We start from the raw sequence: 20,421 nt of genomic DNA, 5'->3' as shown, positions 1-20,421 counted from the left end.
CGCCTCTCAAATATTGAAGAACTCAACAATGGCGTCTGCCACGTAAGTCCGCTGCGTATCCGTCAGTTTTTCGCTGATCGGCAGGCTCAGACGGCGGTGATGGACACGTGCGGCGTTGTCCCAGAATCCCCGCGCATCCTTGTGAACAGGGTGCTCGGGCATCAGAATATGCGGCTGCTTGGTTTCTATCCCCCTGGCGGTCAGGAAGTCCTGCAGCGCATCACGCCGGTCGGTGGCAATCACGTAGATATAGTAGGCGTCCTGGCAATCGGCATCATCGCGCGGCACGTCGACCAGATGCCCCAACCGGGCGGAATAATAAGCGGCATTATCCCGACGGCGACGCATGACCTCGTCGAAGCGATCCAGCCGCACGGAAAGCATGGCGGCGTGTACGGTGTCCAGGCGACCGTTATGGCTGAGAAAGCCACAGGATTCCTTTGTCACCAAGCCGTGGTAGCGCAGCTGTACCAAATGATCGTGAAGAGCGTCGTCGTCGGTCACGATGACACCCGCTTCTCCAAGAGACGCCAGGACTTTCATGCAATTCATGGAGAAGCAGCCCACTTGGCCGAACGAGCCCGCCTTGCGGCCATGACGCACAGCATCGAAAGCCTGAGCGGCGTCCTCGATAACCAGCAGGCGATGGCGCTCGGCAATCGCGCAAATTTCCTCCATGCGGCAGATCTTGCCGGCGAAGTGAACCGGCAGGATGGCCCTGGTGGCCGGGGTGATCAAACCCTCGATCACCGCCGGATCCATGTTCATATCGGGACCAAGATCGGCAAATACCGGAACCGCTCCGGCCAGCTTGACGATGTTGGCGGAGGCCACGAACGACAGGGCCGGAACAATCACCTCGTCGCCGGCACCGATGCCCAGGGCACGCAACGCCAGGATCAGCGCGTCGGTACCAGAATTCACCCCAACGGCAAAGCGACGCCCCACCCGCGCGGCAATCCTGGCCTCGAATTCCGCCACTTCCGGACCCAGGACGATTCGTCCATGGCGTAGCACGCGATCCACGGCAGCCAGCAAATCTTCACGCTCGGCATCATCGGTGACACGAAGATCTAAGTAGGGAACGGTAGGCGGAGTCATGTTCGTCATTTCTCTCATACAGCATTTGATTTGCATGTCACAACAACAGCAACAAACAAACCATCTCAGTTATGCAATATAACATCTGAAAGGTATATTTTACCTTGGCGCCAAGCACGGATCAGCGGGTGGCAACTCGCTGGCGAAGAACGCTGTTGGCTTCGACGTCAGCGGTGACGGTCATTCCTGACGCAATCACGACGTCATTGCCAATGGTGACATTGGGTTCGACCAGGATATGACCACCAAAGCGGACATGATTGCCCACCGTCACCAATCCGGAGGTCGACACTCCCGGCCCGGTGGTAATGCCGTTTCCAAGGGTATTGTGATGTTCAAACGTGGTCCTCGAACTGAGGAAGCAGTAGTCGCCCAAGACCGTCCCGGCGCCGATATAGCTGAACGCGCCGATGAAATTGCCTTCCCCGATCGCCACGTCGATATCGAAAAGGGCGCTGGGGTGAATGATATTGGCGCCACGCAATCCGGCGGCCTTGGTCAGCTGATGCGCCTTGGCGCGAAATGGGATGGAGGTCGGCGTCGTGCAGATCGCCGAATCAGCCCGCCCCTGTTCCGCCAGTTCGGTCAGCATGGAAAGCGGGCCGATCACCTTGACACCGTTCAACTCCCGGCCAAGCTTGAGCGGATCATCGTCCAGGATGCCGACCACTTCACTGCCATGCTCGTGTTCCAGGACGGATAGCAATTGCCAGGCGCCGGGCCCGGCCCCCAGCAGGACAACTTTACCGTTCTCCCCGCGCCGCACGGGGCCGCTTCGAGGCTTCGAATTGCCATCGGCGGCTCGTGCCAGGACTGCGGCGACCATCGCCGCGGTAACAAGCCCCTGTCCATCAAATGAATCGGGATCGAGCCCATGTCGGGCGATCATCTCCGAAGCCGTGCGCGAGAATCTGACACCGTCGGTCCGCAAGGCAACAGACACCTCCCCGGACGGAACATTCTCGGCCGCCAGGGCCGCCGCCAAATGCTCGGAATCTTGGCCAACACCCCCAAGAATTCGGCCTACCGGGACGTGATCTCCCACTTGGACCGCCGGGAAGAAGCGGCCGCTGGCGGGAGCGTCGATTTCGATAACCGCCTTGCTGGTCTCAACCTCAAGCAGCATTTGCCCGGCGCGCACATGTTCTCCCGCTTGGACGTGCAGGCGGACAACCATCACCGATTCGTCGTTGGCAGAATTCTTGGGCGCCCGAATGACGATGAAGTCTGTCACGAAAGAATCTCCTGGACTGCTTCGACGATGTCCTTGGCCGATACGAGACACGCAGCCTCCCCCTCCCTGGAACAAGGGATGGCAGTCGGCAAGGCGGAGAGACGGCGAAGGCTGAACCCACCCGGCAGGTGCTGGTGGAGAAATGCGACCGCCTCGGCACCGTATCCCGCGTAGCCTTGCCCCTCCTCGACCACGACCAGCCGGCGCGTAAGCGACACCGAGTCCAAGAGCGCCTGCATGTTGCTTGGATAGAGGGCGACCGGACATATGGCCTCAGTCACGATATCGGCATCCTCAAACAGCCGGTCCATGGCCTTTTCCATCTCCAGCAACATTCCACCATAACCGAGAATGGTGACTTGGGCCTGGACGCAAGGCCGTACGACCAGTGTCGGAAGATCATCGTCGGTCTCGACATAGCTGAACCCCTGAAGGCGGTCCCGGGCACAATCGACACCATAGGCAACCTTGTTTTCGATGATGAGATGCGGCGTCTTGGCCGTTGCGATAAGCCGCGCATAAAACGCTGCGGCATCCATCCGGTGATGGATGGCCAGGACCGTCAGACCCGGGACGCCAAAAAAATGAGTCTCAAGACTCTGACTGTGGGTCGGGCCATAGCCCCGGCGCCCTCCCATAGGAGTGCGCACCAGCAAGGGAACCTCGACATCCTCGCCGTACATCTGCGTGAATTTAGCGGCGTGGTTGATCAATTGGTCGGCGACCAATGTCAGGAAATCTCCGAACATTATCTCTGCGACGACGCGGCGCCCGGCAAGAGCCAGCCCCGCCCCGACACCGACCAAGCCAGCCTCGCTGATCGGAGTATTGAACACACGCCCCGGGTAGCTGTCCGATAGCCCGGAGGTGACCTTGAAGGCACCGCCATATGGCGAGCAGATGTCTTCGCCCAAGAGCAGCAAACGATCGTCGGCGGCCATGGCGGCATCCAGCCCGGCGCGAATATGTTCGACCAGACGTCCCTCACATGCCCGAACGGGGACGAGGTTGACAGGCTTGGCGTAACAGGGGGGCGAGGTTGACGGGACAAGACCCGGAGGAGCTGCCGCCGCCTTGGCGACAGCGGCCTCAACCCGCTCGACTGCCGCCGCCCGAACACGGGCGGCGTCCGGCCCTCCTTCGGCCAGCCACTGCGTCACCGGGTCCTTGAGACGATACTCTTCGATCAAATCCGGCGCCCGAGTGTCGTCCCCCTTGGAATGGGGCATCAGTCGAAATGTGCGCACCAGATGGAGCAAAGGACGCCCTTCGCGCCTGGCCGTATCCACGGTGGCGGAAACCGCGCGCAGCAGGTCTTCGGGATTCCAGGTATCGGACTCCCTGGCCTCGATGCCAAATGCCCTGGCGCGACCTACCGCACTTCCGGCCTGCACCGTATCCACCGGTGTGGACTGGGCGATTCCGTTGGCCTCAACCAGCACAACCAAGGGTAAGCTGAAGGAGGCCGCAAGATTCAGGGCTTCGAAAAGGGCACCTTGGCCAAGACCGCCATCTCCGATAAACAGCACCGCCACCCCGCCGTCGCCCGCAAGGCGATGAGCCATTGCGAGGCCGGCGGCAACGGGGGCCATGCCGCCGATGATGCCATTGGAAAAGAAGCCCTGGCCACGAAGGTGCTGACTTCCCCCCCGGCCCCGGCAGACACCACTTTCCCGGCCCATGACCTCGGCAATCAGCCCCTCCACGTCATCCGTCCAGGCCAAATAGTGGCCATGTCCCCGATGGTTGGACAGGATGTAATCGCCGGATCTGAGGGCGCTGGCCACGGACACCCCGGTCCATTCCTGTCCAATACAGGTATGGACCGTGCCGTGCAGCCTGCCCTCACCGTACAGCGACAGAAGCCGTTCCTCCACGACCCGTATCAGCGTGGCCGTGGCAAAATGGTCCTGGCCTTTCTTTGCCTCGGCCTGCGCCATGTCAGGCAATGCGCTTTGCATTTTTTACCAAGGCCTCGAGCGTCCCATCGCGCGACGAGGCAACATTTCGCTCCCGCTCCAGGGTGAATTCTTCGTCAAACAACAAGCATCCCTGACAGAATGATATGTCATTCCTGGCGCCGGTCGCATGAAGCCGCCGGACTTCGGCGAACTTCTCGCCATTCCAGACTTCAGCGATGGACTGTTCGTTGATGTTCCCGAGGTTGGCCAGCCCGTCATAATCCTGCGGGCACAGCCCGACTGTTCCCATTGCGGTAATATGCATGGTGGACCACGGAATAATGCAGGGATGATAGACCCAGGAATATTCTGGGCTATGGCCCTCGACACTCTTCTGATTTCCCCAATTGTGAGCCCGCTTCATGTAGATGCGGTCATGAGGCTTGCGCAGAGGCTCCCAAAAGCTTTCCCACGACGCCAGGTCGGCCGCATCCTCCGGGTCCGACAGATCATGGAAGGAAACGCCTCGCACACGGACCATGCAGCTCGGCCTGATCTGATCTCGCAAAGCGAAGAACCCTCTTATGTTGTCCATCACCTTTTCGAAGGGCAAACCGACGCGCAGTTTTTCATATTTATCTTTCTGAACAGAATCGATGGAGAGCATCAACTCATCGATTCCCGCCTCCAGCAAACGCCGAGCGTTTCGTTCTGTGAGACTCGACGCGTTGGTCGTCAGAACGACATTGGTGACCCCGCCATCCTTCATGTAGGCAACGCGTTCATAAATCTTTTTGTCGAGCAGCGGCTCTCCCGCACGCTGCAGATCTACAAACTTGATCCAATCACGCTGCGATATGATCTCGTCGGCGATCTTGCGGAACAATTCATCCGACATGAAAGGGGTCGACTTGTCCCACTGATCAATCGCGCAGAATGGGCAGCGGGCGTTGCAAAGCCTCGTGGTCTCTATCTGAAAGTATTTCGGGAATCGCAGCATGTCTTCCAGGTTAGACACATCACAACGTCCGGCCAGAACATCAAGTTCATGCTCCAGACGGTCGCTAGTTGCATCTTCTTTTTTTGTAATCATGAGCTATTCCTCACATTCGCCACTCTTGGCATCATCTCAACTTAAAAAGACACTATTCTAGCATAGTCCTGGATTGGACTCTAGAAATGCATCCGCGATATTTGTTATCTGCCCACAGTCAGGGAGGTGACGATTCATGATCGCCCAGAATCGCGCCTGTCGCTGGATTCTGTCGTCCGTCTCCTGCCACCGCCCAGCCAGACGGTCATCCATCTCGATCACCGCGTCGCGCAAGATCTCGGGCGATGCATCGACAACATCATATCCGCCAGCAGCATAATTCTCCGTTCTGAGAAAATTGAATGCTCCACTTCTGATATATTCCTCTAAGGGAACAGCATCTTTTGTCGCCGCATACCGCAAGGCCTTGGGCACGACAACGGAAGATGATAGCCATCGGCAGACATGACGCATTGGAATGAGGTTTATGCAGACCGTTGGCCTGCGGAAAATCAGCGGCACTCCGACCAGACCAGCGCTATCGCCAACAAAGAAGTGGCAATGTGCAGCCAGGAATAAATCCAGAAATGGCGTCCGGAATTCGCTAGTCGCGTAGTCGACCACACCTCTAGAGACCAGGGGATCGCCGACGTGCAAGCCCATTCTAACAACTTTGTAGCCACGATCGACAAGTGCCGATATAGCAGGGAGCAAGGTTTCACTATTAGTATTTCTGTATGAGTGATAGTCCCAATTTGTATCTGGTTGTGTAGTATTTAAAAACCCATCACTTCTTGTATTGAGACAAATGAATTTCGTCTCCCTCTGAATTCCAATTCTCTCAATTTGCTTCCACCCAGTTCTGATTTCATCCGGCGAGAAATAGGCGTGAGCAGGGATACGGCTTTGCAGTTGAGCGACCGGAAACATATCATCGGGCAAAACAATGCAATGAAGCCTCCACCCAGGTAACAGCTCATTTGCCAGATAGAGAATCTTGCTCCATTGCCATATTCGGAGACAGCGCCGCCAAATCACCGTCAAAGCCTCGTTTGCCTCCGGCAATGTGCTGCAATGAAATATGTCGAATGACTTCTCCGGTGTTTCACCATTGCTTTTCTGGCATAAGTATAGATCGGTGTTTGATGCGTAATGACCAATACGGTCAGAGCGCAGCGCCCCAAATCTGATCAGGACAAATGGCCGCAATGCGCGAATAATCAATACTATTGAAAGAGTCATTGGGATGCTTAATACATAAAGTACGAACAGCATCATGCTCTTTATTTTCTTAAGGGTGATTTCCCCCCTTAAAATTTTTCGGCATTGATACGCGATGAATTTCCCATCGACCTGATTTATATTAATGGTCATTCGAAGTAGATAAACCCTCTATCGCCGTCATAGCCGGCCATCTGGCAGAACCACTGCCATTCCGCAGGTGTGTAGAACGTCTCACAGGTCAGTTGCCAATACAGCAGGTTGGCCTTTTCCCGCTCGTTCCGATAGCTCTCCACGCACAGCCACTTGGCGCCCTTGCCCACCCGTTGCATTTCCTTCAACGCCGCCATCAGCTCGAAATTCAGCAGATTATGGAACGTGTTGATGGAATAGACGAAATCGAAGTGGCCGTCCGGGAACGGTAGGCTGGTGCAGTTGCCTTCGAGCAGATAAGGCCGCATCTCCTCCTTGGCGTTGGCGATGCCGTAGGCGGAGATATCCAGACCCACCACTTCAAGGCCGGGGACGGCCTGGGTCAGTTCGTAAAGCAGGAAAGCCTTGCCGCAACCAATGTCGAGGACGCGCATGCCCGCCTTCAGGCCGTAATGGCGGGCGATATCCTCGGCGATGGGGCGCCAGCGGCCGTCATAGCGCATGCCGCCATAGCCGAAGCGACGATCGCCATCCCAATAGTCGAAACCCCATTGCTTGGCGATCTCGGCGCATTGGGCCTTATCGTGATCGACCACTCGCTGAACATAATCGCGCTTGGTGGCCGCCTGATACCGGGTCAGGAAGTTGATCTCTGCCATGAATCGCCTTCAGACAAACATGCCGTGATCGGGATCGAGCGCCAGATATTCCAGAATCGCCAGATTTTTGGCGTGGGTGACGCAGTGGTGGCGGCACTCTCTCGACGGATCGAAGCAATGCAGCCGCTCCCGGTTCTCCGGCGAGAACCAGAAGTCCTTGAACCGCCGCCCCACCAGCGAGCCCAGCTTACCGCTGGCGGTATAGGCCTTGTCCTGGCAGGTATAGACGCATTGATCGCCACCGATGACGGTCAGGAACTGCAGGAAGGGGCACGAAGTATAGCCCTTCTCGAACCGCTCCTCGGTCTCGTGGTAGTGGTTCAAGACCTTGAAGGATGGGGTTTCCAGGGCCTTGGCCTCATGGATCTGCGCCGTCACGGCTGCCATCAGAGCCCGGTGATATAGATTGTTGGCGTGAACGTCATTGGCCACCACCGCCGCCGACAGCTTGACGTGATTGACACCCACGTCGCGGAACAGCTTGCAGATTTCGGCGATACGCTGGTGGTTTTCGTGTCCGACGATCAGCGAGACGCCCAGCACGCAAGTAGTGCCGGTGGCGACGAAGGCCCGCATATTTTCCAGTAGACGGCTGAACTCCCCGTCCTTGGCACCCCGAGATGCCATGTAGCTGGCATCATCCCAGGCGTCCACCGACACCCGTACCCAGGTGGCATGGCGGGCCAGCGCTTCACCGACCCGGCCCCTGAGATTGGAGCCGTTGGTCAGGGTGGCCACCTTGACGCCGCCAGCCGCCAGCCGCTCGATCACATTGGGCAGAGGCTTGTACAGCAGGGGCTCGCCGCCGCCGGAGAAGGTCACCGCCTTGACCCCCATCTCCAGCACGTCCTCGACGATTTCCATCATCTTGGCTTCGGGGATGGAATCACCCTCGTCCATGTCCTCGCCCAGCTTAAGGTCGTCGGTGCGATAGGCGCAGTACCAGCAATTATGATTGCAACGGTTGGTGGGCTTGATCCGGATATGAACCGGCGCCGCCACATCGCCGCTGCGCAGCGCTTCCAGCCGGTCGGAAAACCGCAGAAACTTCAGCGAACTGTAGAGGGTTGCCATTCTGATTCCTTCATTACGGTCCGCGCCGTCCAGATGTCCTCGACCCGGTCGAACTCCTGATCGCATTGGACGGCCAGGCCTTCCACCGCGAAATGGAGCGATCCGCCCGCCGCCCGCACTCGCCGCCAGGTCTCTGCCCGTCGAGACACGTCATGGGGCAGCATGAACAGGCTGAAACAGATAATGCCGTCCAGACGGGGCATCTCGTCCAGCACCTGTTCCAAAATCATGTAGCAGCCAGGCATGGCGTATTCGGTCGCGGACAGCGCGAATGTCAGACCGCGCCGCCGGGCATAATCGCGCACCACGAGGTTCTGTACATGCTGCGGCGTGCGCTCGCCCATGACCGGACGACTGGCGATGTATCCGCGATAAGCCATCAGCCATCCACCCCCGGTAGCCGGTAGGCAGCCCCGAGCCGCGTGGCCGGGCGCATGGTGATGGGCTCGAAGAAGTCACCCAGCCGCTTGTCGGCATAAGGCGTGAACAACCCCTTGAAGCGGCAGTTGAACGACCAGCGGGTTGCCGGCTCGGTATTAACGCGATTGCCGTGCATCAGGTTCTGGGAGAACAGCAAGGCCTGGCCGTACTCCATTTTCAGCCATTTCAGATCCGGCTCGATGGCGCGGAACAGGTCCTCGGCCGACGGATGCTCGGCCATGCGGGAAGCATGGCGGGCATCGGCCTCGGGCGGCAACAGGAACATACTCATGCTGCCACGGCAATTCACCAGCGGCAGCCACAACACCACCTCGTAGGGCGAGTCACCATTCCACACATCGGCGTGAACCGGCAGCAGAGACGACGAATCGCCGGGCAGCTGGATCGACAGGTTCAGCCGCAACTGCATGGCCAGTTCGTTGCCCACCAGACTCTCGATGGCGCGGCGGGCAGTCGCGAAATAGCCGGGGCGGGCCCAAGGCTCGGCATTGATGCCGTCGATCACCGCCAGACGTAGGGCATTCAGCCCCTGGGCATCCACATGGTGGTGAGTGGTCTCCAGAAACACGGTGATGTCGGCCGGCTCCGGCTGGCCGAGATGGGCGGCGGCCAGTTGCGCCACCCGCACCCGCAGCCGGTCCAGGGCCGCCGAATCCTCTACCGGCAGCACCACATGCCCTTCGGCCAGAAAGCGCTCGCCGAGCGCCAGGTCGGCCTGCGTCGCAAACTCGGCCCGCTGCCGGCTCATCACCGCCCCAGTGCCGCCTTGACGGTATCGGCCAGTTGTTCCGGCTGTAATCCCGCCTCGGCCAGCAGATCGTCCTGGGACCCATAATTCTTGGTGAAGGCATCGGCCAGACCCAGGCGCCTGACTGCCGGCAGGACCCCGCCGGCATCGATCAGCACCTCGGCCACGGCGGTTCCCAGTCCGCCATTGACCACATGCTCCTCCACCGTCACCAGCAGCTTAGCGGCCCGGGCGGCCTCAAGAACCGCCTGGGCATCCAGGGGCTTGACCGTCGGCATGTGCAGCACGCCGCAGACGATTCCGGCGGCCTTCAGGAGATCGGCGGCCCGCACGCAACGCTCGGTCATTACGCCGGTGGAGACCAGAATCACCTCGGCCTTGGGCCGGATCCAGGCGGCCCGACCCAGGGTGAATTCCGTCTGGGGCACCACCGGATCGCCGCCCTTGCCGAAGCGCACATACATGGGACCCGGCAGGTCCAGCGACGCCGCCATGACCCGCTTCATTTCCTCGGCATCGGAGGGGGCAACCACCGTCATATTGGGCAGGGCCCGCATGATGGCCATGTCCTCGATGGCCAGATGGGTCGGCCCAAGGGGGGCGTAAACCATGCCCCCGCCGCTGGCCAACAGGCGGACCGGCAGCTTGTGCAGACACAGATCCACCGCCACCTGCTCGAAACAGCGGCGGGTCAGGAAGGTGGCAATGGTGTTGACGTAGGGGATGAACCCCTCCATGGCCAAGCCGGCGGCCATGCCGATGATATTCTGCTCGGCCACGCCTTCCATGAAGAAGCGCTCGGGCATCTCCTTCTTCATGGCGTTGAGGGTGCCGACGCCGAGGTCGGAGCCGACAAATACCACCCGCTTGTCGCGGCGGGCCAGCTCATGAACCATGTCCAGGGATGTCTTGCGCATCAGATGGTCTCCAGCGCGGCATACATGGCGGCGATCTCGGGAGCGGGGATATTGGATTTATGGTGCCACTTGGGATCGTTCTCGGCGAACGGCACGCCGCGCCCCTTGACCGTGTGGCAGATCACCGCCTTTGGGCGGCTCTCCGCGTCGGGAGACGACAGCGCGCCGTGCAGTGCCGCAACATCATGACCGTCGATTTCCTCGACGGCAAAGCCGAAGGCGCGCCATTTGTCGGCCAGGGGTTCCAGCGGCTGAACCTCTGAGACGAAGCCATAAGACTGGATTTTGTTGTAGTCCACCAGGGCGGTAAGGTTGGCCAGCCGGTGCTTGCCAGCCGCCATGGCCGCCTCCCAGACCGAGCCCTCGTTGATCTCGCCATCGCCCATGGCGACGAACACCCGAGCGGCGGAGGCCTTGATGCGCAGGCCGAGAGCCATGCCGACACCGATGGACAAGCCATGGCCCAGCGCCCCGGTGGATGCCTCGACGCCGGGAATCTTGCCAGCCTCGGGATGGCCGCCCAGATAGCTGCCATTGCGGCAGAAGCGCGCCAACTCGGCCTCGGGGAAATAGCCCTTGTCCGCCAGAATCGCATAAAGCGCCAGACAGCCGTGACCCTTGGACAGGATGAAACGGTCACGACCCTCCCAACGGGGCTCGGCGGGGCGATGGTTCATCACCTCATCGTAAAGCACCCGCACGATCTCGATCAGCGACAGGGACGAGCCGAGATGGCCACGACCACCACCGTCCAGCGCCTGGATCACCAGCCGGCGCAAACGCATGGAGCGTTCGTCGAGGGCCGGCAAGGGGACCGCATGAGTCATGGTTGGGCTCCGCATAAGTGAAGGGGGTTCATAGTATGAACGCGGCTTTCGCGTCAATGTCCAAGCCACCGGTCGCCATGGCGACAAACCGCCTCGCCTTGGCCAGCTGTACCCGCAACACCGTTTCCCGCTCCGCCCCAGTGGCGAAGGACAGCCGGGCCCAACGCTCGGGCAGGAATGGATTGAGGACGATCAAGGCCCAGCGCAACGCATAAAGCGGCAGCAAAATATTCAACCGACCGGCAAAGCCGCCATCACCCCCATGGATAGCCAGGGTGGCCGCCTTGAACTCCGCCCGCTCGGCTTCGCTTAACTCCATCCCCGGGTGGAGGAGAGTATCGGCCGTCAGCTTGACCGGGTCATCCCAGCCGAAGTACTCGAAATCCAGAAAGACCAGGGAGCCATCCGCGCGACGCAGGGCATTGTGCGTTCCGAAGTCGGAAGGGCTGAGACACTGCCGCTCGAAAGCCAGATCGGCGCCAAAGTCCCAGCCAAGCCGACCATACTGTCCCCGTGCCGCCGAGACCGCCGACATTACGGCCGGTCCGAGCAGCTCGTCCAGAAAGGATGCCACCTGGGAATCGACCTCGCCGGCACCGCTGTTCAGGCGAGCAAGACGCTTCTCCAGCTGGCATGCCAGTTCCTCCGCCGACAGGCAGGCCTCGGAGGCCAGAGGCAGGGCGGTCGCCGCCGGTCGAGAGGCAAGGTCCCGCAAGACCGCAACGAAACCCGCCAATTGTGCCATGTCGCCCGGTTGCCGGGTCACTGGCGGCTGACCATCGATCCAGTCGTAGATCGCCACGCCCGCTTGCGCATCGGCGGCGATGGCCCCGGGCACATTGGAAACACCGCATTCCCCCAGAAAGCGAAGAGCAGCGAACTCGGCGGCAAGCCGGTCGCGCGTATCGCCCGGGTGGCGGAAATAGCATTTAACCGCCAAGGGACCGGCCGTCGTCTCGGCGCGGTACAACCGGTTATTGCCGCCCTGGCCGCCTCGCGCCACACCGGATACCGCAAGCCCCGTCAGGCTCGCCACCAGGGCCGCCAGCGCGGCGGTGTCCTCAGGCGGCGGGGAAGACGGCGTCATGAATTTCGGCCCAACCGGGATAACTGGCAAAGGGCCCGTGGCAACGGCCGGCGGCCGCCCCGGCCAGATGCAGGCGGCGGCAGGCGGCGGGAAAGCCAGGGGCCAGGAACACCTCCTCCAGATCGTCGATGAAGACGTCGCAGCCCAGGGCCTTGATACGGGCGATCTTGCCCTCGCGGGTGGGTTCGAAGAACGCTTCGCTCACGGCGAAAGCTGCCTGGTCGAAGAAGCCTTTGGCCGTCATCCAGGCGCGGGCGGCATCGTGCAGTCTGGTACGGGTGGGATCGAAATGGCCAAACTCGGTCTTGTGGCTGACCACCACGACCGTCATCCCTTCTGACCTGCAACGGGTCAGGAAGCGGTCGGCGCCGTCGATCAGTTCCGCCTCGGGCATGCGGGGCCCGTAGACCTCGCCCTGCAGTTCCATCCACCTGCGCTCGCCATCCACCAAGCCCCGGACCGCGTCGCGAACCTCCCGCTTGCCGCCTGCGAATCCAGGCGGCAACCATCCGCGCTCCCCGGCAGCGGCCACGAAAACGTGGTCGTAGCCGGCCAGGGTATTATCGAAATCAACGCCGATCAGCACCGTGCGGCCCCTATTTCAGGCTCACCTGCTGCATGCGCTTGATGTTGAAGTACATGGGGTTGTTGAGGGGATCGATCAGCTTGCCGCTCTTCATGGCATCCACCAGACCGCGAACCGCGTCTTCGATGGTGTATTGCAGTTCGAAGCCGATCTCGTCGCGGATCTTCTTGCCCGACACATGGTAGGAGCGGGGATCGTTGGTCGGCAGGGTCTCGATCTCAACCTGCCCCACCACCTTTCGGACGATTTCCGCCAGTTCGGAAATGGGAAAGTTGGTGTCGCCGGCATTCCAGATCTTGCCGTCGATCTTCTCGGCCGGCTGCTGCAGCAGGTGCAGGTAGCAGCGCACCATGTCGTCGATATGGATGTTGGGGCGCTTCTGCGGGCCGCCGGTGACGCGGATCTTGCCGTTGTTGACCGCCTGATTGGTGAAGATGTTGACCACCACGTCCAGACGCTGGCGCTTGGCATAGCCGCACACCGTCGAGGGGCGGATGGTGCACACGGCGAAGCCGGGCTCGCGCTCGGCCTCCAGCTCCTGCTCGCACAGGGCCTTGAACTTGGAGTAATCGGTCAGGGGCTCCAGCGGCAGGTCCTCGGTGACCTCCGGCTCGTCCTTGACCCCGTAGACCGAGGACGACGAGGCATAGATGAACCGCTTCACGCCCGCCGCCTTGGCGGCCCGCACCATGGGGCGGAACGCCTCGTAGTTGATGCTGCGGCCCAGATTGGGGTCGAGATCGTAGGACGGGTCGTTGGAGATGCAGGCCAGATGAATGACGCAGTCACAGCCCTTCAAGGCATCTTCGACCACCTTGATGTCGCGGATGTCGCCCTTGACCTCGCGCAGATTGGGCCCGCGCAGATCGGCGAACAGATCCTCGCCGTAGAGATAAAGGTCTAGGACGGTGACCTTGTGACCCTCGGCCAGCAGCTTGGGCACCAGGGCGCTGCCCACATAGCCGGCTCCGCCGGTCACCAATACGTTCCAGGTCTGAGTCATTCTTTGGTCTTCCTCGAAGATCACTTCAACAGGGCGGTGACGAACTTCACCAGTGGCACTTTTTCCACCGATTTGCGATGGCCGACGATACCCACCTTCATGGCCCCCGCAGCGTTGCCGATAAAGCCCACGTGCTCCATGGAGCCACCGGCCGCCACCAGCGGACTGGTCACCGCCAGAAAGGCGTCGCCGGCACCCACCGTATCCACCACCTGCTTGGTGAAGGCGGGAATACGGTGCATTTCGGTGGCGCAGTCATAGGTGTAACAGCCGTGCCCGCCATGGGTGACGATCATCCGGGGACATTCGATCCGCTTGGGCAGCATCGTACCCACCACGTCGCGAATATCGGAGAACTTGTCGCCGACCGCCAGCCGGGCCTCGGGAGCATCGATGCAAACATAATCGGCCTTCGGATACTTCGTGATCATATTGAAGCCGAAATTGCCGCTGTTGGTCTGTGCATTGACGGCTAGAAAGCGGGAATGCTTGACCAAGACGTCGATAGTGGACGGTCCGACGAGGCCGTGGCCGAAATCGGTGACGATGACCACATCGAATTCCGGGGCACGGTCGGCAATGAGCTGATCCAGCACCTTGACCTGTGCCGCCGCCAACGGAGCATCGTCCATCACGTAGACTTCAAACATTTTTCGCGTGTGGCTTGGCTCAACATAGCGCGTCTTGCGGGTCGTCGGCCGTCCGGGCATGGAAACCGTAGTCAGGCGGACGTTGTCGCGCAGATGCGATCTGATGAATGCCTCGTCATCGGTCTCGCCACCGAGACCGGTGATAATCTCGACCTCGCGGCAAAAGCTCGCCACATGGTTGGCGGCGGCGATCACACCGCCGGCATATTCCTCGCGCCCCCGAAACAGCGTCGCGATGATATTTTCCTTCTGCGCCTTCCCCTGCGGCGTCACGAACTGATATTCGTCCATGATGGTGTCACCCACCAGCAGGACCTTCATATCCTTGATCTTCTCGATCAGCTCGAGAATATCGTTCAGGGCATCGCGCTCTCTGAGGGAATTGAGGCAGTCGCGCAAAGGCGGGTCGTAGACGTCAAGATAACGATTGATCAGCGAGGACGAACTGAAGGTGATGTCCTTGGTGAATACCACCCTTCCCCCGTGGCGCTCGACCGCCTCGCGCTCCGAGTTGATCTTGCCTGTAATGTCTTCGTCGGGGTTCTCGTAATCGCTGCCCTTGACATAAATGTCGGGCTTGATGGCGTCCAGCACGCTTTCGGCGCTGGAGCCATGGTTGACGCCCACACCGTCAACGCAAGCGAGGGCCGCCAGCATCTCCGCCCGCATATTCTCGGAAAAGATAGGGCGGCCAGGTCCCTTGTTGACGAAGCGGTCTGCCGTCAGGGTGACGAACAGGATGTCGCCTTCCCGCCGCGCCGCCTCCACGTGCCGGACGTGCCCCAGGTGAACCAGATCGAAAACGCCGTGGCACAGAACCACGGTCTTTCCCGCCTCGCGCGCCTTTTCAGCCCGCTCCGCCAGGGACTCAATGGACTGCACCTTGTCGCGAGCGGCAGGCGACGGGGATGAAGTTTCATTACTCATGTGGGTAATCTCTATCTATCAGCCGTTGGCGTCTTTGCCCAAATACTTGAACCAGTCGCGGGTCGCCTCGCCGATGGTCTCGGGTGTCCACACCGGGGCATCTCGCCAACCATCAATATGACCCAGCAGAATCCCCACCCCTTCCTCCAGGGAGACCTTGGGCTTCCATCCCAGGACCCGTTTGATCTTGGCGATGTCCGCCCAAGTGCAATCGGGCTCGCCCGGCCGCTTGGGGATATGAAGCTTATCGCCCCCCAGAATCTCGATGATCCGGTTCACGCTGTACGTCCCGTCGGACCCCACGTTGAAAATCTCGCCACTGATCTTTGAATTCGCCGCTGTGACGAAGGCGTCGGCCACGTCGGCGACGAAGGTAAAATCACGGGTCTGGCTGCCGTCACCCACCACGGTGTAGGGCTTCCCCGCCAGCCTTTGAGCCAGAAATACCCCGAACATTGCGCCATAGGTCCCAGCCGTCCGATGGCGGGGTCCGTAGACGTTGAACAGCCGCAGCGACACCGCAGCCAGGTCGTAGGTCTGCGCCCAGTGCATCACGTACTGCTCGCCGACCCACTTGGTCAGGGCGTAGGGATACATGGGCGAGGGCGCCGCGGTCTCGGGCGTTGGGTAAGTCTCGGGAATGCCGTAGCACGACGACGAGGCGGTGTAGACGAAACGCTTCACCCCGGCGGCGCGGGCCGCCTCCAGCACCGCGATGGTGCCGTCCACATTGGCCCGGTGGTAAAGCATGGGATCCTGGATCGACGGCACGATATCGGCCATGGCGGCCAGATGAAAGACCCAGTCCACCCCGGCGAACATCGGCCGGATAATATCGGCATCCGCCACGTCGGCCCGGTGAACCGTGAGCCTGTCCGGTGCCGACGCCTTGGCGTCGGCCAGATTTTCCTCTCGCCCATTGGCGAAATTATCGATGACCGAAACCCGGTGCCCATCGGCCAATAGGCGATCGACAAGATGGCTGCCGATAAAACCGGCACCACCGGTAACGAGACAGTGAAGCGGGGGAGAGGCGTTCGTCACGTTGGGCAATTCCTATGAGGTCGGAGTGGTCAGCGCCAAAGCCGCGACCAATTTCTGAAAATCACCGTTCCTGGCATGAAGCTCGTTAAAGGTCCCGCTGTCTGCGATGCGGCCGCGATCAATCATCAGCAGACGGTCGCAGTGGCGGACCGTACTGAGCCGGTGGGCGATGATGATGACAGTTTTGCTCCGATGCAAGGCTTCAACGGCGGCGCTGATTTCACGCTCGGTGATGGGATCGAGCGCCGACGTCGCCTCATCGAGCACCAGAAGATCCGGATCGTGGTACAGAGCCCGGGCAATGCCGATCCGCTGGCGCTGGCCGCCGGACAGGCGGATGCCATCCTCGGCCAGCCTGGTGTCCAACCCTTCAGGCAGCCCGTCGATGAACTCATCCAGGCGGGCCTGGGTCAGAGCCCTGCGCACCGCCCGATCGTCGATCTGTGCGTCGTCGACACCGAAGGCCACATTGCGGCGCACCGTATCGTCGGTGATGTAAATGCTCTGCGGCACATAGCCCACTGCCCCGTGCCAGCCACCACCCGTCTGAATCTCCTTGCCGTCCAGCAGGATCTGACCTTCCGAGGGCACCAGCAGGCCCAGAATGATATCGACCAGTGTGCTTTTCCCCGCACCCGACGGTCCGACCAGACCGATGGTATCGCCCTTGCGGATATGCAGGTCGACCCCGGCGACGGCCGCCCCCTGGGCATCAGGATAGCAGAAGCTGACCCCCCTCAACTCCAGCGCATCCGTCAAAGCGGGCCGCGCATTGGGAGCCTCCGCCGGAGCCGAGCTTGGCCCATTGGGCATATCGCGGATCAAGGCTTCAAGCGGAGCGGTGCTCACCTTGAACTCGGTCAGAGCCAGAGTCATGCGGTTGACCGAGGGCATCAGCCGAAATGCCGCCGCGGCGAACACTCCCAGTTTGGGCAGCAGATCCAGCGATCCGCCATCCCGCCATGCCATGATCAAGATCAGGACGATCATGCCGATCATCATGGACACTTCCACCGAGAGACGCGGCACCTGTGAAACGGCCTGGATCAATCGTTGCAGCTGCGCCAGTTGGCGGCCTTGCCGGGCATAGCGGTCGGCGAAGAATCTCTCGCGCCCCAGTACCCGGCTGTCCTTGATGCCGTAGAGCGCTTCCTGGACCGACAACTGCACGCTGATGCCACGCTGCATCCGCTCGGCACCCCATCGGCGCAGCAATCGGCCGGCTATGGCATAAAAGATGCCGGTCACGGCGATCAGCAATGCCGCCGCCACCGCTGTTGCCAATGGCTCGGCAGCCAGCAGGACACCCCCGATGAGAGTGACCACCAGCGTCTCGGTGGTCAGGCTGAGAACAGCCACCACCGCATTAAACAGTTCTTGCGGCAACTCTCTGACGTTACGGATCATTTCCGCCGAGTTGCGCTCCAGATGCATGGAATAGGGTGCCGCCATATAGTGGGCGAGCAATCTGGCGCCGTAGCGGGCCACGTTGCCATAACAAATGGTATATTGAACGATGTAGAAGAACAAAAGATAGGCGTTCTTCACCAGGAAGAGGGCGATCAGCCCCAGCCCCGCCGCCAGCATGACATCACGGTGCTCTAGCGGTCCCAGCCAGCGGGAAACCGCCGCCATCCAACTAAAGCCCGAGATCCAGTCCGGATCCGTAATAATCTTGATGAACGGAAAGACCAAGCCCACCCCGGCCACCTCGAACATGGCCCCGATCAGGGTCATGACGGCCAGCAGGGCGAATTGCCGCCGCGCCTGAACATCAAGCAGGAAAAAGATGCGCCGAAGGCCGCTCACAAAGCACCAACGTGGTCGAGAAGACCCTGGAGATAGCGCCCGTATTGTGACGTCGCTATGGGCAGGATCAGATCGGCCAGAGCCTGGCGATCGATGAAGCCCATGCGATAGGCGACTTCCTCGGGGCAGGCGACACCCGTGCCCTGCAAGCTCTGGATCGTGTGGACGAACTGGCCGGCAGTGGCCAGCGCCTCGGGCGTGCCCACGTCGAGCCAGCTGATGCCACGGCCCAGCAGTTCGACCGAAAGCCCGCCGCGCTCCAGGTAAAGACTGTTGAGGTGGCTGATCTCCAGCTCGCCCCGAGCCGACGGCTTCAGCGTGGCGGCGACTTGGCACACATCGGCGTCATAGAAGTAAAGCCCGGTTACCGCCCAATTGGACTTGGGCGCCTTGGGCTTTTCCTCAATGGAAATGGCCTTGCCGGACGCATCGAAGGTCACCACCCCGAAACGCTCGGGATCACGGACCGTATGGGCGAAAACTGTCGCCCCGGTACCCTCGGCCGCCTGCTGCACCAGGGGCGGCAAGCCGTGGCCGTAGAAGATGTTGTCGCCCAGCATCAGGCCGACGCGCGCACCACCGATGAACTCCTCGCCGATCAGAAAGGCCTGAGGCAGCCCGGCCGGCTTGGGCTGTTCCGCATAGCTGAGATTGATGCCCCAGCGGCGGCCGTCGCCCAGCAGGCGCTCGAAACGCGGCAGGTCGTCCGGCGTCGAGATGATCAGGATATCCCGGATACCGCCCAGCATCAGGGTGGTAAGGGGATAGTAGATCATCGGCTTGTCGAAGACCGGCAGCAGATGCTTGTTGGTGACCAGGGTCAGCGGATGCAGCCGGGTGCCGGTGCCGCCGGCCAGAACGATGCCTTTGGTGGGGAGTCGGGTCACGCGGAAGCCTTTCGTTCGAACAAGGTGCCATCGGTCTTGCGGGCCAGATCGCGGGGGAGGCGGGAGGCGGCATCTGCGACCACCTTGGCGCACCAGGCCCCATTGGCCAGGTACCATTCAACGGTTTTGGCCAGACCGCTCTCGAAGGTTTCCCGCGGCTTCCAGTCCAGCTCTGCCCTAATCCTGGCGATATTCATGGCATAGCGGCGGTCATGGCCCGGCCGGTCGGTCACGTGCCGGATCAGTTCGGCATGAGACCGGCCCTCGGCGCGGGGACGAAGACCGTCGAGAAGGGCGCACAGTGTATGCACGACCTCCATGTTGGTGCGCTCCGATTCTCCGCCGACACAATAGACTTCGCCGGGGCGCCCGCGCTCGACGATGGTGGCCAGGGCCCGCGCATGATCTTCCACATGCAGCCAGTCGCGGACCTGACACCCGTCGCCATAGACCGGCAACGGCTTACCCTCGACCGCATTGAGAATCATCAGGGGGATAAGCTTTTCCGGAAACTGTCGCGGACCGTAATTGTTGGAGCAGTTGGACACCAGCACGGGCAAGCCGTAGGTGTGGCTCCAGGCCCGTGCCAGATGGTCGGAAGCCGCCTTGGTGGCGGAATAGGGTGAGTTGGGCTGATAGCGGGAATTCTCGTCGAAGGCCTCGTCGGGCCCCAGGCTGCCGAACACCTCATCGGTGGAGACGTGCAGAAAACGGAACCGCTCCCGCGCCGCGCCGTCGAGCCGCGCCCGATGGGCCGCCGCCGCCTCCAGCATGGTGAAGGTCCCGATGACGTTGGTGCGGACGAACTCACCCGCGCTGGCGATGGAACGGTCCACATGGGATTCCGCCGCCAGATGCATGATGGTGGTGGGCTGGAACTGCTCGACCACGGCCTCGACCTGTGCGCGTTCGGCGATGTCGCCCTGCACGAAGGAATGGTTGGGATGGTCCAACCAGCCGTCGAGATTGGCCAGATGGCCGGCATAGGTCAGCTTGTCGAACGTAAGCACCGAGTGTCCGGATGCCAATAATTGACCCACCAGGGCCGATCCGATGAAGCCGGCACCGCCGGTCACCAGGACACGCCACGTGTTCTTCAAGCTCTGCTCGCTCATGTGT

19 protein-coding genes are annotated in these 20,421 nt (G+C 61.0%); all 19 read right to left on the bottom strand.

The window, feature by feature from the left end:
* Positions 1-6: 6 nt before the first annotated feature.
* The 19 genes from AMB_RS00380 to rfbB all read right to left on the bottom strand — a co-directional run bounded on the left by AMB_RS00380 (position 7) and on the right by rfbB (position 20,417).
* Positions 7-1,101 carry a DegT/DnrJ/EryC1/StrS family aminotransferase gene (locus AMB_RS00380; RefSeq protein WP_043742996.1) on the bottom strand — a complete coding sequence of 365 codons (1,095 nt, stop codon included), beginning with the start codon at positions 1,099-1,101 and terminating at the stop codon, positions 7-9.
* 121 nt (positions 1,102-1,222) lie between these two features.
* Positions 1,223-2,335 (bottom strand): biotin/lipoyl-containing protein, encoded by a 1,113-nt coding sequence (locus AMB_RS00375; RefSeq protein ID WP_011382521.1) that lies wholly within the window; start codon positions 2,333-2,335, stop codon positions 1,223-1,225.
* Positions 2,332-4,296, bottom strand: coding sequence for a dehydrogenase E1 component subunit alpha/beta (locus tag AMB_RS00370; protein ID WP_083763391.1), 1,965 nt, complete (start codon positions 4,294-4,296; stop codon positions 2,332-2,334). Before AMB_RS00370 ends, AMB_RS00375 begins: the two co-directional genes overlap by 4 nt.
* Entirely contained in the window at positions 4,277-5,329 is a 1,053-nt protein-coding gene (locus AMB_RS00365) for a radical SAM protein (protein ID WP_083763390.1), read from the bottom strand. Before AMB_RS00365 ends, AMB_RS00370 begins: the two co-directional genes overlap by 20 nt.
* Positions 5,330-5,386: 57 nt before the next feature.
* Positions 5,387-6,643: a TIGR04372 family glycosyltransferase gene (locus AMB_RS23815; RefSeq protein WP_083763389.1), complete on the bottom strand. Its 1,257-nt coding sequence runs from the start codon at positions 6,641-6,643 to the stop codon at positions 5,387-5,389.
* A complete protein-coding gene (locus tag AMB_RS00360) occupies positions 6,640-7,302 on the bottom strand; it encodes a class I SAM-dependent methyltransferase (RefSeq protein ID WP_011382518.1) in 663 nt (220 codons plus the stop codon). The genes AMB_RS23815 and AMB_RS00360 overlap by 4 nt, the downstream gene beginning before the upstream one ends.
* A gap of 9 nt (positions 7,303-7,311) precedes the next feature.
* Entirely contained in the window at positions 7,312-8,376 is a 1,065-nt protein-coding gene (locus AMB_RS00355; RefSeq protein WP_011382517.1) for a radical SAM protein, read from the bottom strand.
* Positions 8,352-8,756 carry an LIC12192 family sporadic carbohydrate cluster protein gene (locus tag AMB_RS00350; RefSeq protein ID WP_011382516.1) on the bottom strand — a complete coding sequence of 135 codons (405 nt, stop codon included), beginning with the start codon at positions 8,754-8,756 and terminating at the stop codon, positions 8,352-8,354. The genes AMB_RS00355 and AMB_RS00350 overlap by 25 nt, the downstream gene beginning before the upstream one ends.
* Positions 8,756-9,565, bottom strand: a complete 810-nt coding sequence (locus tag AMB_RS00345) for a sporadic carbohydrate cluster 2OG-Fe(II) oxygenase (protein ID WP_011382515.1) — start codon at positions 9,563-9,565, stop codon at positions 8,756-8,758. The genes AMB_RS00350 and AMB_RS00345 overlap by 1 nt, the downstream gene beginning before the upstream one ends.
* The gene (locus AMB_RS00340) at positions 9,565-10,482 is read right to left on the bottom strand and encodes a transketolase family protein (RefSeq protein ID WP_011382514.1); all 918 of its coding nucleotides are present in this window, start codon (positions 10,480-10,482) and stop codon (positions 9,565-9,567) included. The genes AMB_RS00345 and AMB_RS00340 overlap by 1 nt, the downstream gene beginning before the upstream one ends.
* Positions 10,482-11,309 carry a transketolase gene (locus AMB_RS00335; protein WP_043742993.1) on the bottom strand — a complete coding sequence of 276 codons (828 nt, stop codon included), beginning with the start codon at positions 11,307-11,309 and terminating at the stop codon, positions 10,482-10,484. The genes AMB_RS00340 and AMB_RS00335 overlap by 1 nt, the downstream gene beginning before the upstream one ends.
* Positions 11,310-11,337: 28 nt before the next feature.
* Complete coding sequence (locus AMB_RS00330) at positions 11,338-12,396, bottom strand: aminoglycoside phosphotransferase family protein (RefSeq protein ID WP_011382512.1); 1,059 nt, start codon at positions 12,394-12,396, stop codon at positions 11,338-11,340.
* A complete protein-coding gene (locus AMB_RS00325; RefSeq protein ID WP_011382511.1) occupies positions 12,371-12,982 on the bottom strand; it encodes a hypothetical protein in 612 nt (203 codons plus the stop codon). The genes AMB_RS00330 and AMB_RS00325 overlap by 26 nt, the downstream gene beginning before the upstream one ends.
* A 10-nt stretch (positions 12,983-12,992) precedes the next feature.
* Positions 12,993-13,985: an NAD-dependent epimerase/dehydratase family protein gene (locus tag AMB_RS00320; protein WP_043742990.1), complete on the bottom strand. Its 993-nt coding sequence runs from the start codon at positions 13,983-13,985 to the stop codon at positions 12,993-12,995.
* A gap of 20 nt (positions 13,986-14,005) precedes the next feature.
* Positions 14,006-15,457: a PfkB family carbohydrate kinase gene (locus tag AMB_RS00315; protein WP_231848935.1), complete on the bottom strand. Its 1,452-nt coding sequence runs from the start codon at positions 15,455-15,457 to the stop codon at positions 14,006-14,008.
* Positions 15,458-15,580: 123 nt separating this feature from the next.
* Positions 15,581-16,606 (bottom strand): SDR family oxidoreductase, encoded by a 1,026-nt coding sequence (locus AMB_RS00310; RefSeq protein WP_011382508.1) that lies wholly within the window; start codon positions 16,604-16,606, stop codon positions 15,581-15,583.
* Positions 16,607-16,618: 12 nt separating this feature from the next.
* A complete protein-coding gene (locus tag AMB_RS00305; RefSeq protein ID WP_011382507.1) occupies positions 16,619-18,415 on the bottom strand; it encodes an ABC transporter ATP-binding protein in 1,797 nt (598 codons plus the stop codon).
* Positions 18,412-19,302 carry a glucose-1-phosphate thymidylyltransferase RfbA gene (rfbA, locus tag AMB_RS00300; protein ID WP_011382506.1) on the bottom strand — a complete coding sequence of 297 codons (891 nt, stop codon included), beginning with the start codon at positions 19,300-19,302 and terminating at the stop codon, positions 18,412-18,414. The genes AMB_RS00305 and rfbA overlap by 4 nt, the downstream gene beginning before the upstream one ends.
* Positions 19,299-20,417 (bottom strand): dTDP-glucose 4,6-dehydratase, encoded by a 1,119-nt coding sequence (gene rfbB, locus AMB_RS00295; protein WP_011382505.1) that lies wholly within the window; start codon positions 20,415-20,417, stop codon positions 19,299-19,301. The genes rfbA and rfbB overlap by 4 nt, the downstream gene beginning before the upstream one ends.
* Positions 20,418-20,421 lie beyond the last annotated feature (4 nt).

The sequence above is a fragment of the Paramagnetospirillum magneticum AMB-1 genome, assembly GCF_000009985.1.
GTDB classification, from domain to species: domain Bacteria; phylum Pseudomonadota; class Alphaproteobacteria; order Rhodospirillales; family Magnetospirillaceae; genus Phaeospirillum; species Phaeospirillum magneticum.
The sequence above is the reverse complement of the archived record's forward strand: the minus strand, read 5'-3'. Positions and strand labels throughout refer to the sequence as shown.

Bases quoted from the DNA above. Each gene is read 5' to 3' on its own strand.
- AMB_RS00365 (WP_083763390.1), bottom strand. From the start codon at position 5,329: ATGATTACAAAAAAAGAAGATGCAACTAGCGACCGTCTGGAGCATGAA.
- AMB_RS00340 (WP_011382514.1), bottom strand. From the start codon at position 10,482: ATGCGCAAGACATCCCTGGACATGGTTCATGAGCTGGCCCGCCGCGAC.
- AMB_RS00320 (WP_043742990.1), bottom strand. From the start codon at position 13,985: ATGACTCAGACCTGGAACGTATTGGTGACCGGCGGAGCCGGCTATGTG.
- AMB_RS00330 (WP_011382512.1), bottom strand. From the start codon at position 12,396: ATGACGCCGTCTTCCCCGCCGCCTGAGGACACCGCCGCGCTGGCGGCC.
- rfbB (WP_011382505.1), bottom strand. From the start codon at position 20,417: ATGAGCGAGCAGAGCTTGAAGAACACGTGGCGTGTCCTGGTGACCGGC.
- AMB_RS00380 (WP_043742996.1), bottom strand. From the start codon at position 1,101: ATGACTCCGCCTACCGTTCCCTACTTAGATCTTCGTGTCACCGATGAT.
- AMB_RS00370 (WP_083763391.1), bottom strand. From the start codon at position 4,296: ATGCAAAGCGCATTGCCTGACATGGCGCAGGCCGAGGCAAAGAAAGGC.
- AMB_RS00355 (WP_011382517.1), bottom strand. From the start codon at position 8,376: ATGGCAACCCTCTACAGTTCGCTGAAGTTTCTGCGGTTTTCCGACCGG.
- AMB_RS00350 (WP_011382516.1), bottom strand. From the start codon at position 8,756: ATGGCTTATCGCGGATACATCGCCAGTCGTCCGGTCATGGGCGAGCGC.
- AMB_RS00335 (WP_043742993.1), bottom strand. From the start codon at position 11,309: ATGACTCATGCGGTCCCCTTGCCGGCCCTCGACGAACGCTCCATGCGT.
- AMB_RS00345 (WP_011382515.1), bottom strand. From the start codon at position 9,565: ATGAGCCGGCAGCGGGCCGAGTTTGCGACGCAGGCCGACCTGGCGCTC.
- AMB_RS23815 (WP_083763389.1), bottom strand. From the start codon at position 6,643: ATGACCATTAATATAAATCAGGTCGATGGGAAATTCATCGCGTATCAA.
- AMB_RS00360 (WP_011382518.1), bottom strand. From the start codon at position 7,302: ATGGCAGAGATCAACTTCCTGACCCGGTATCAGGCGGCCACCAAGCGC.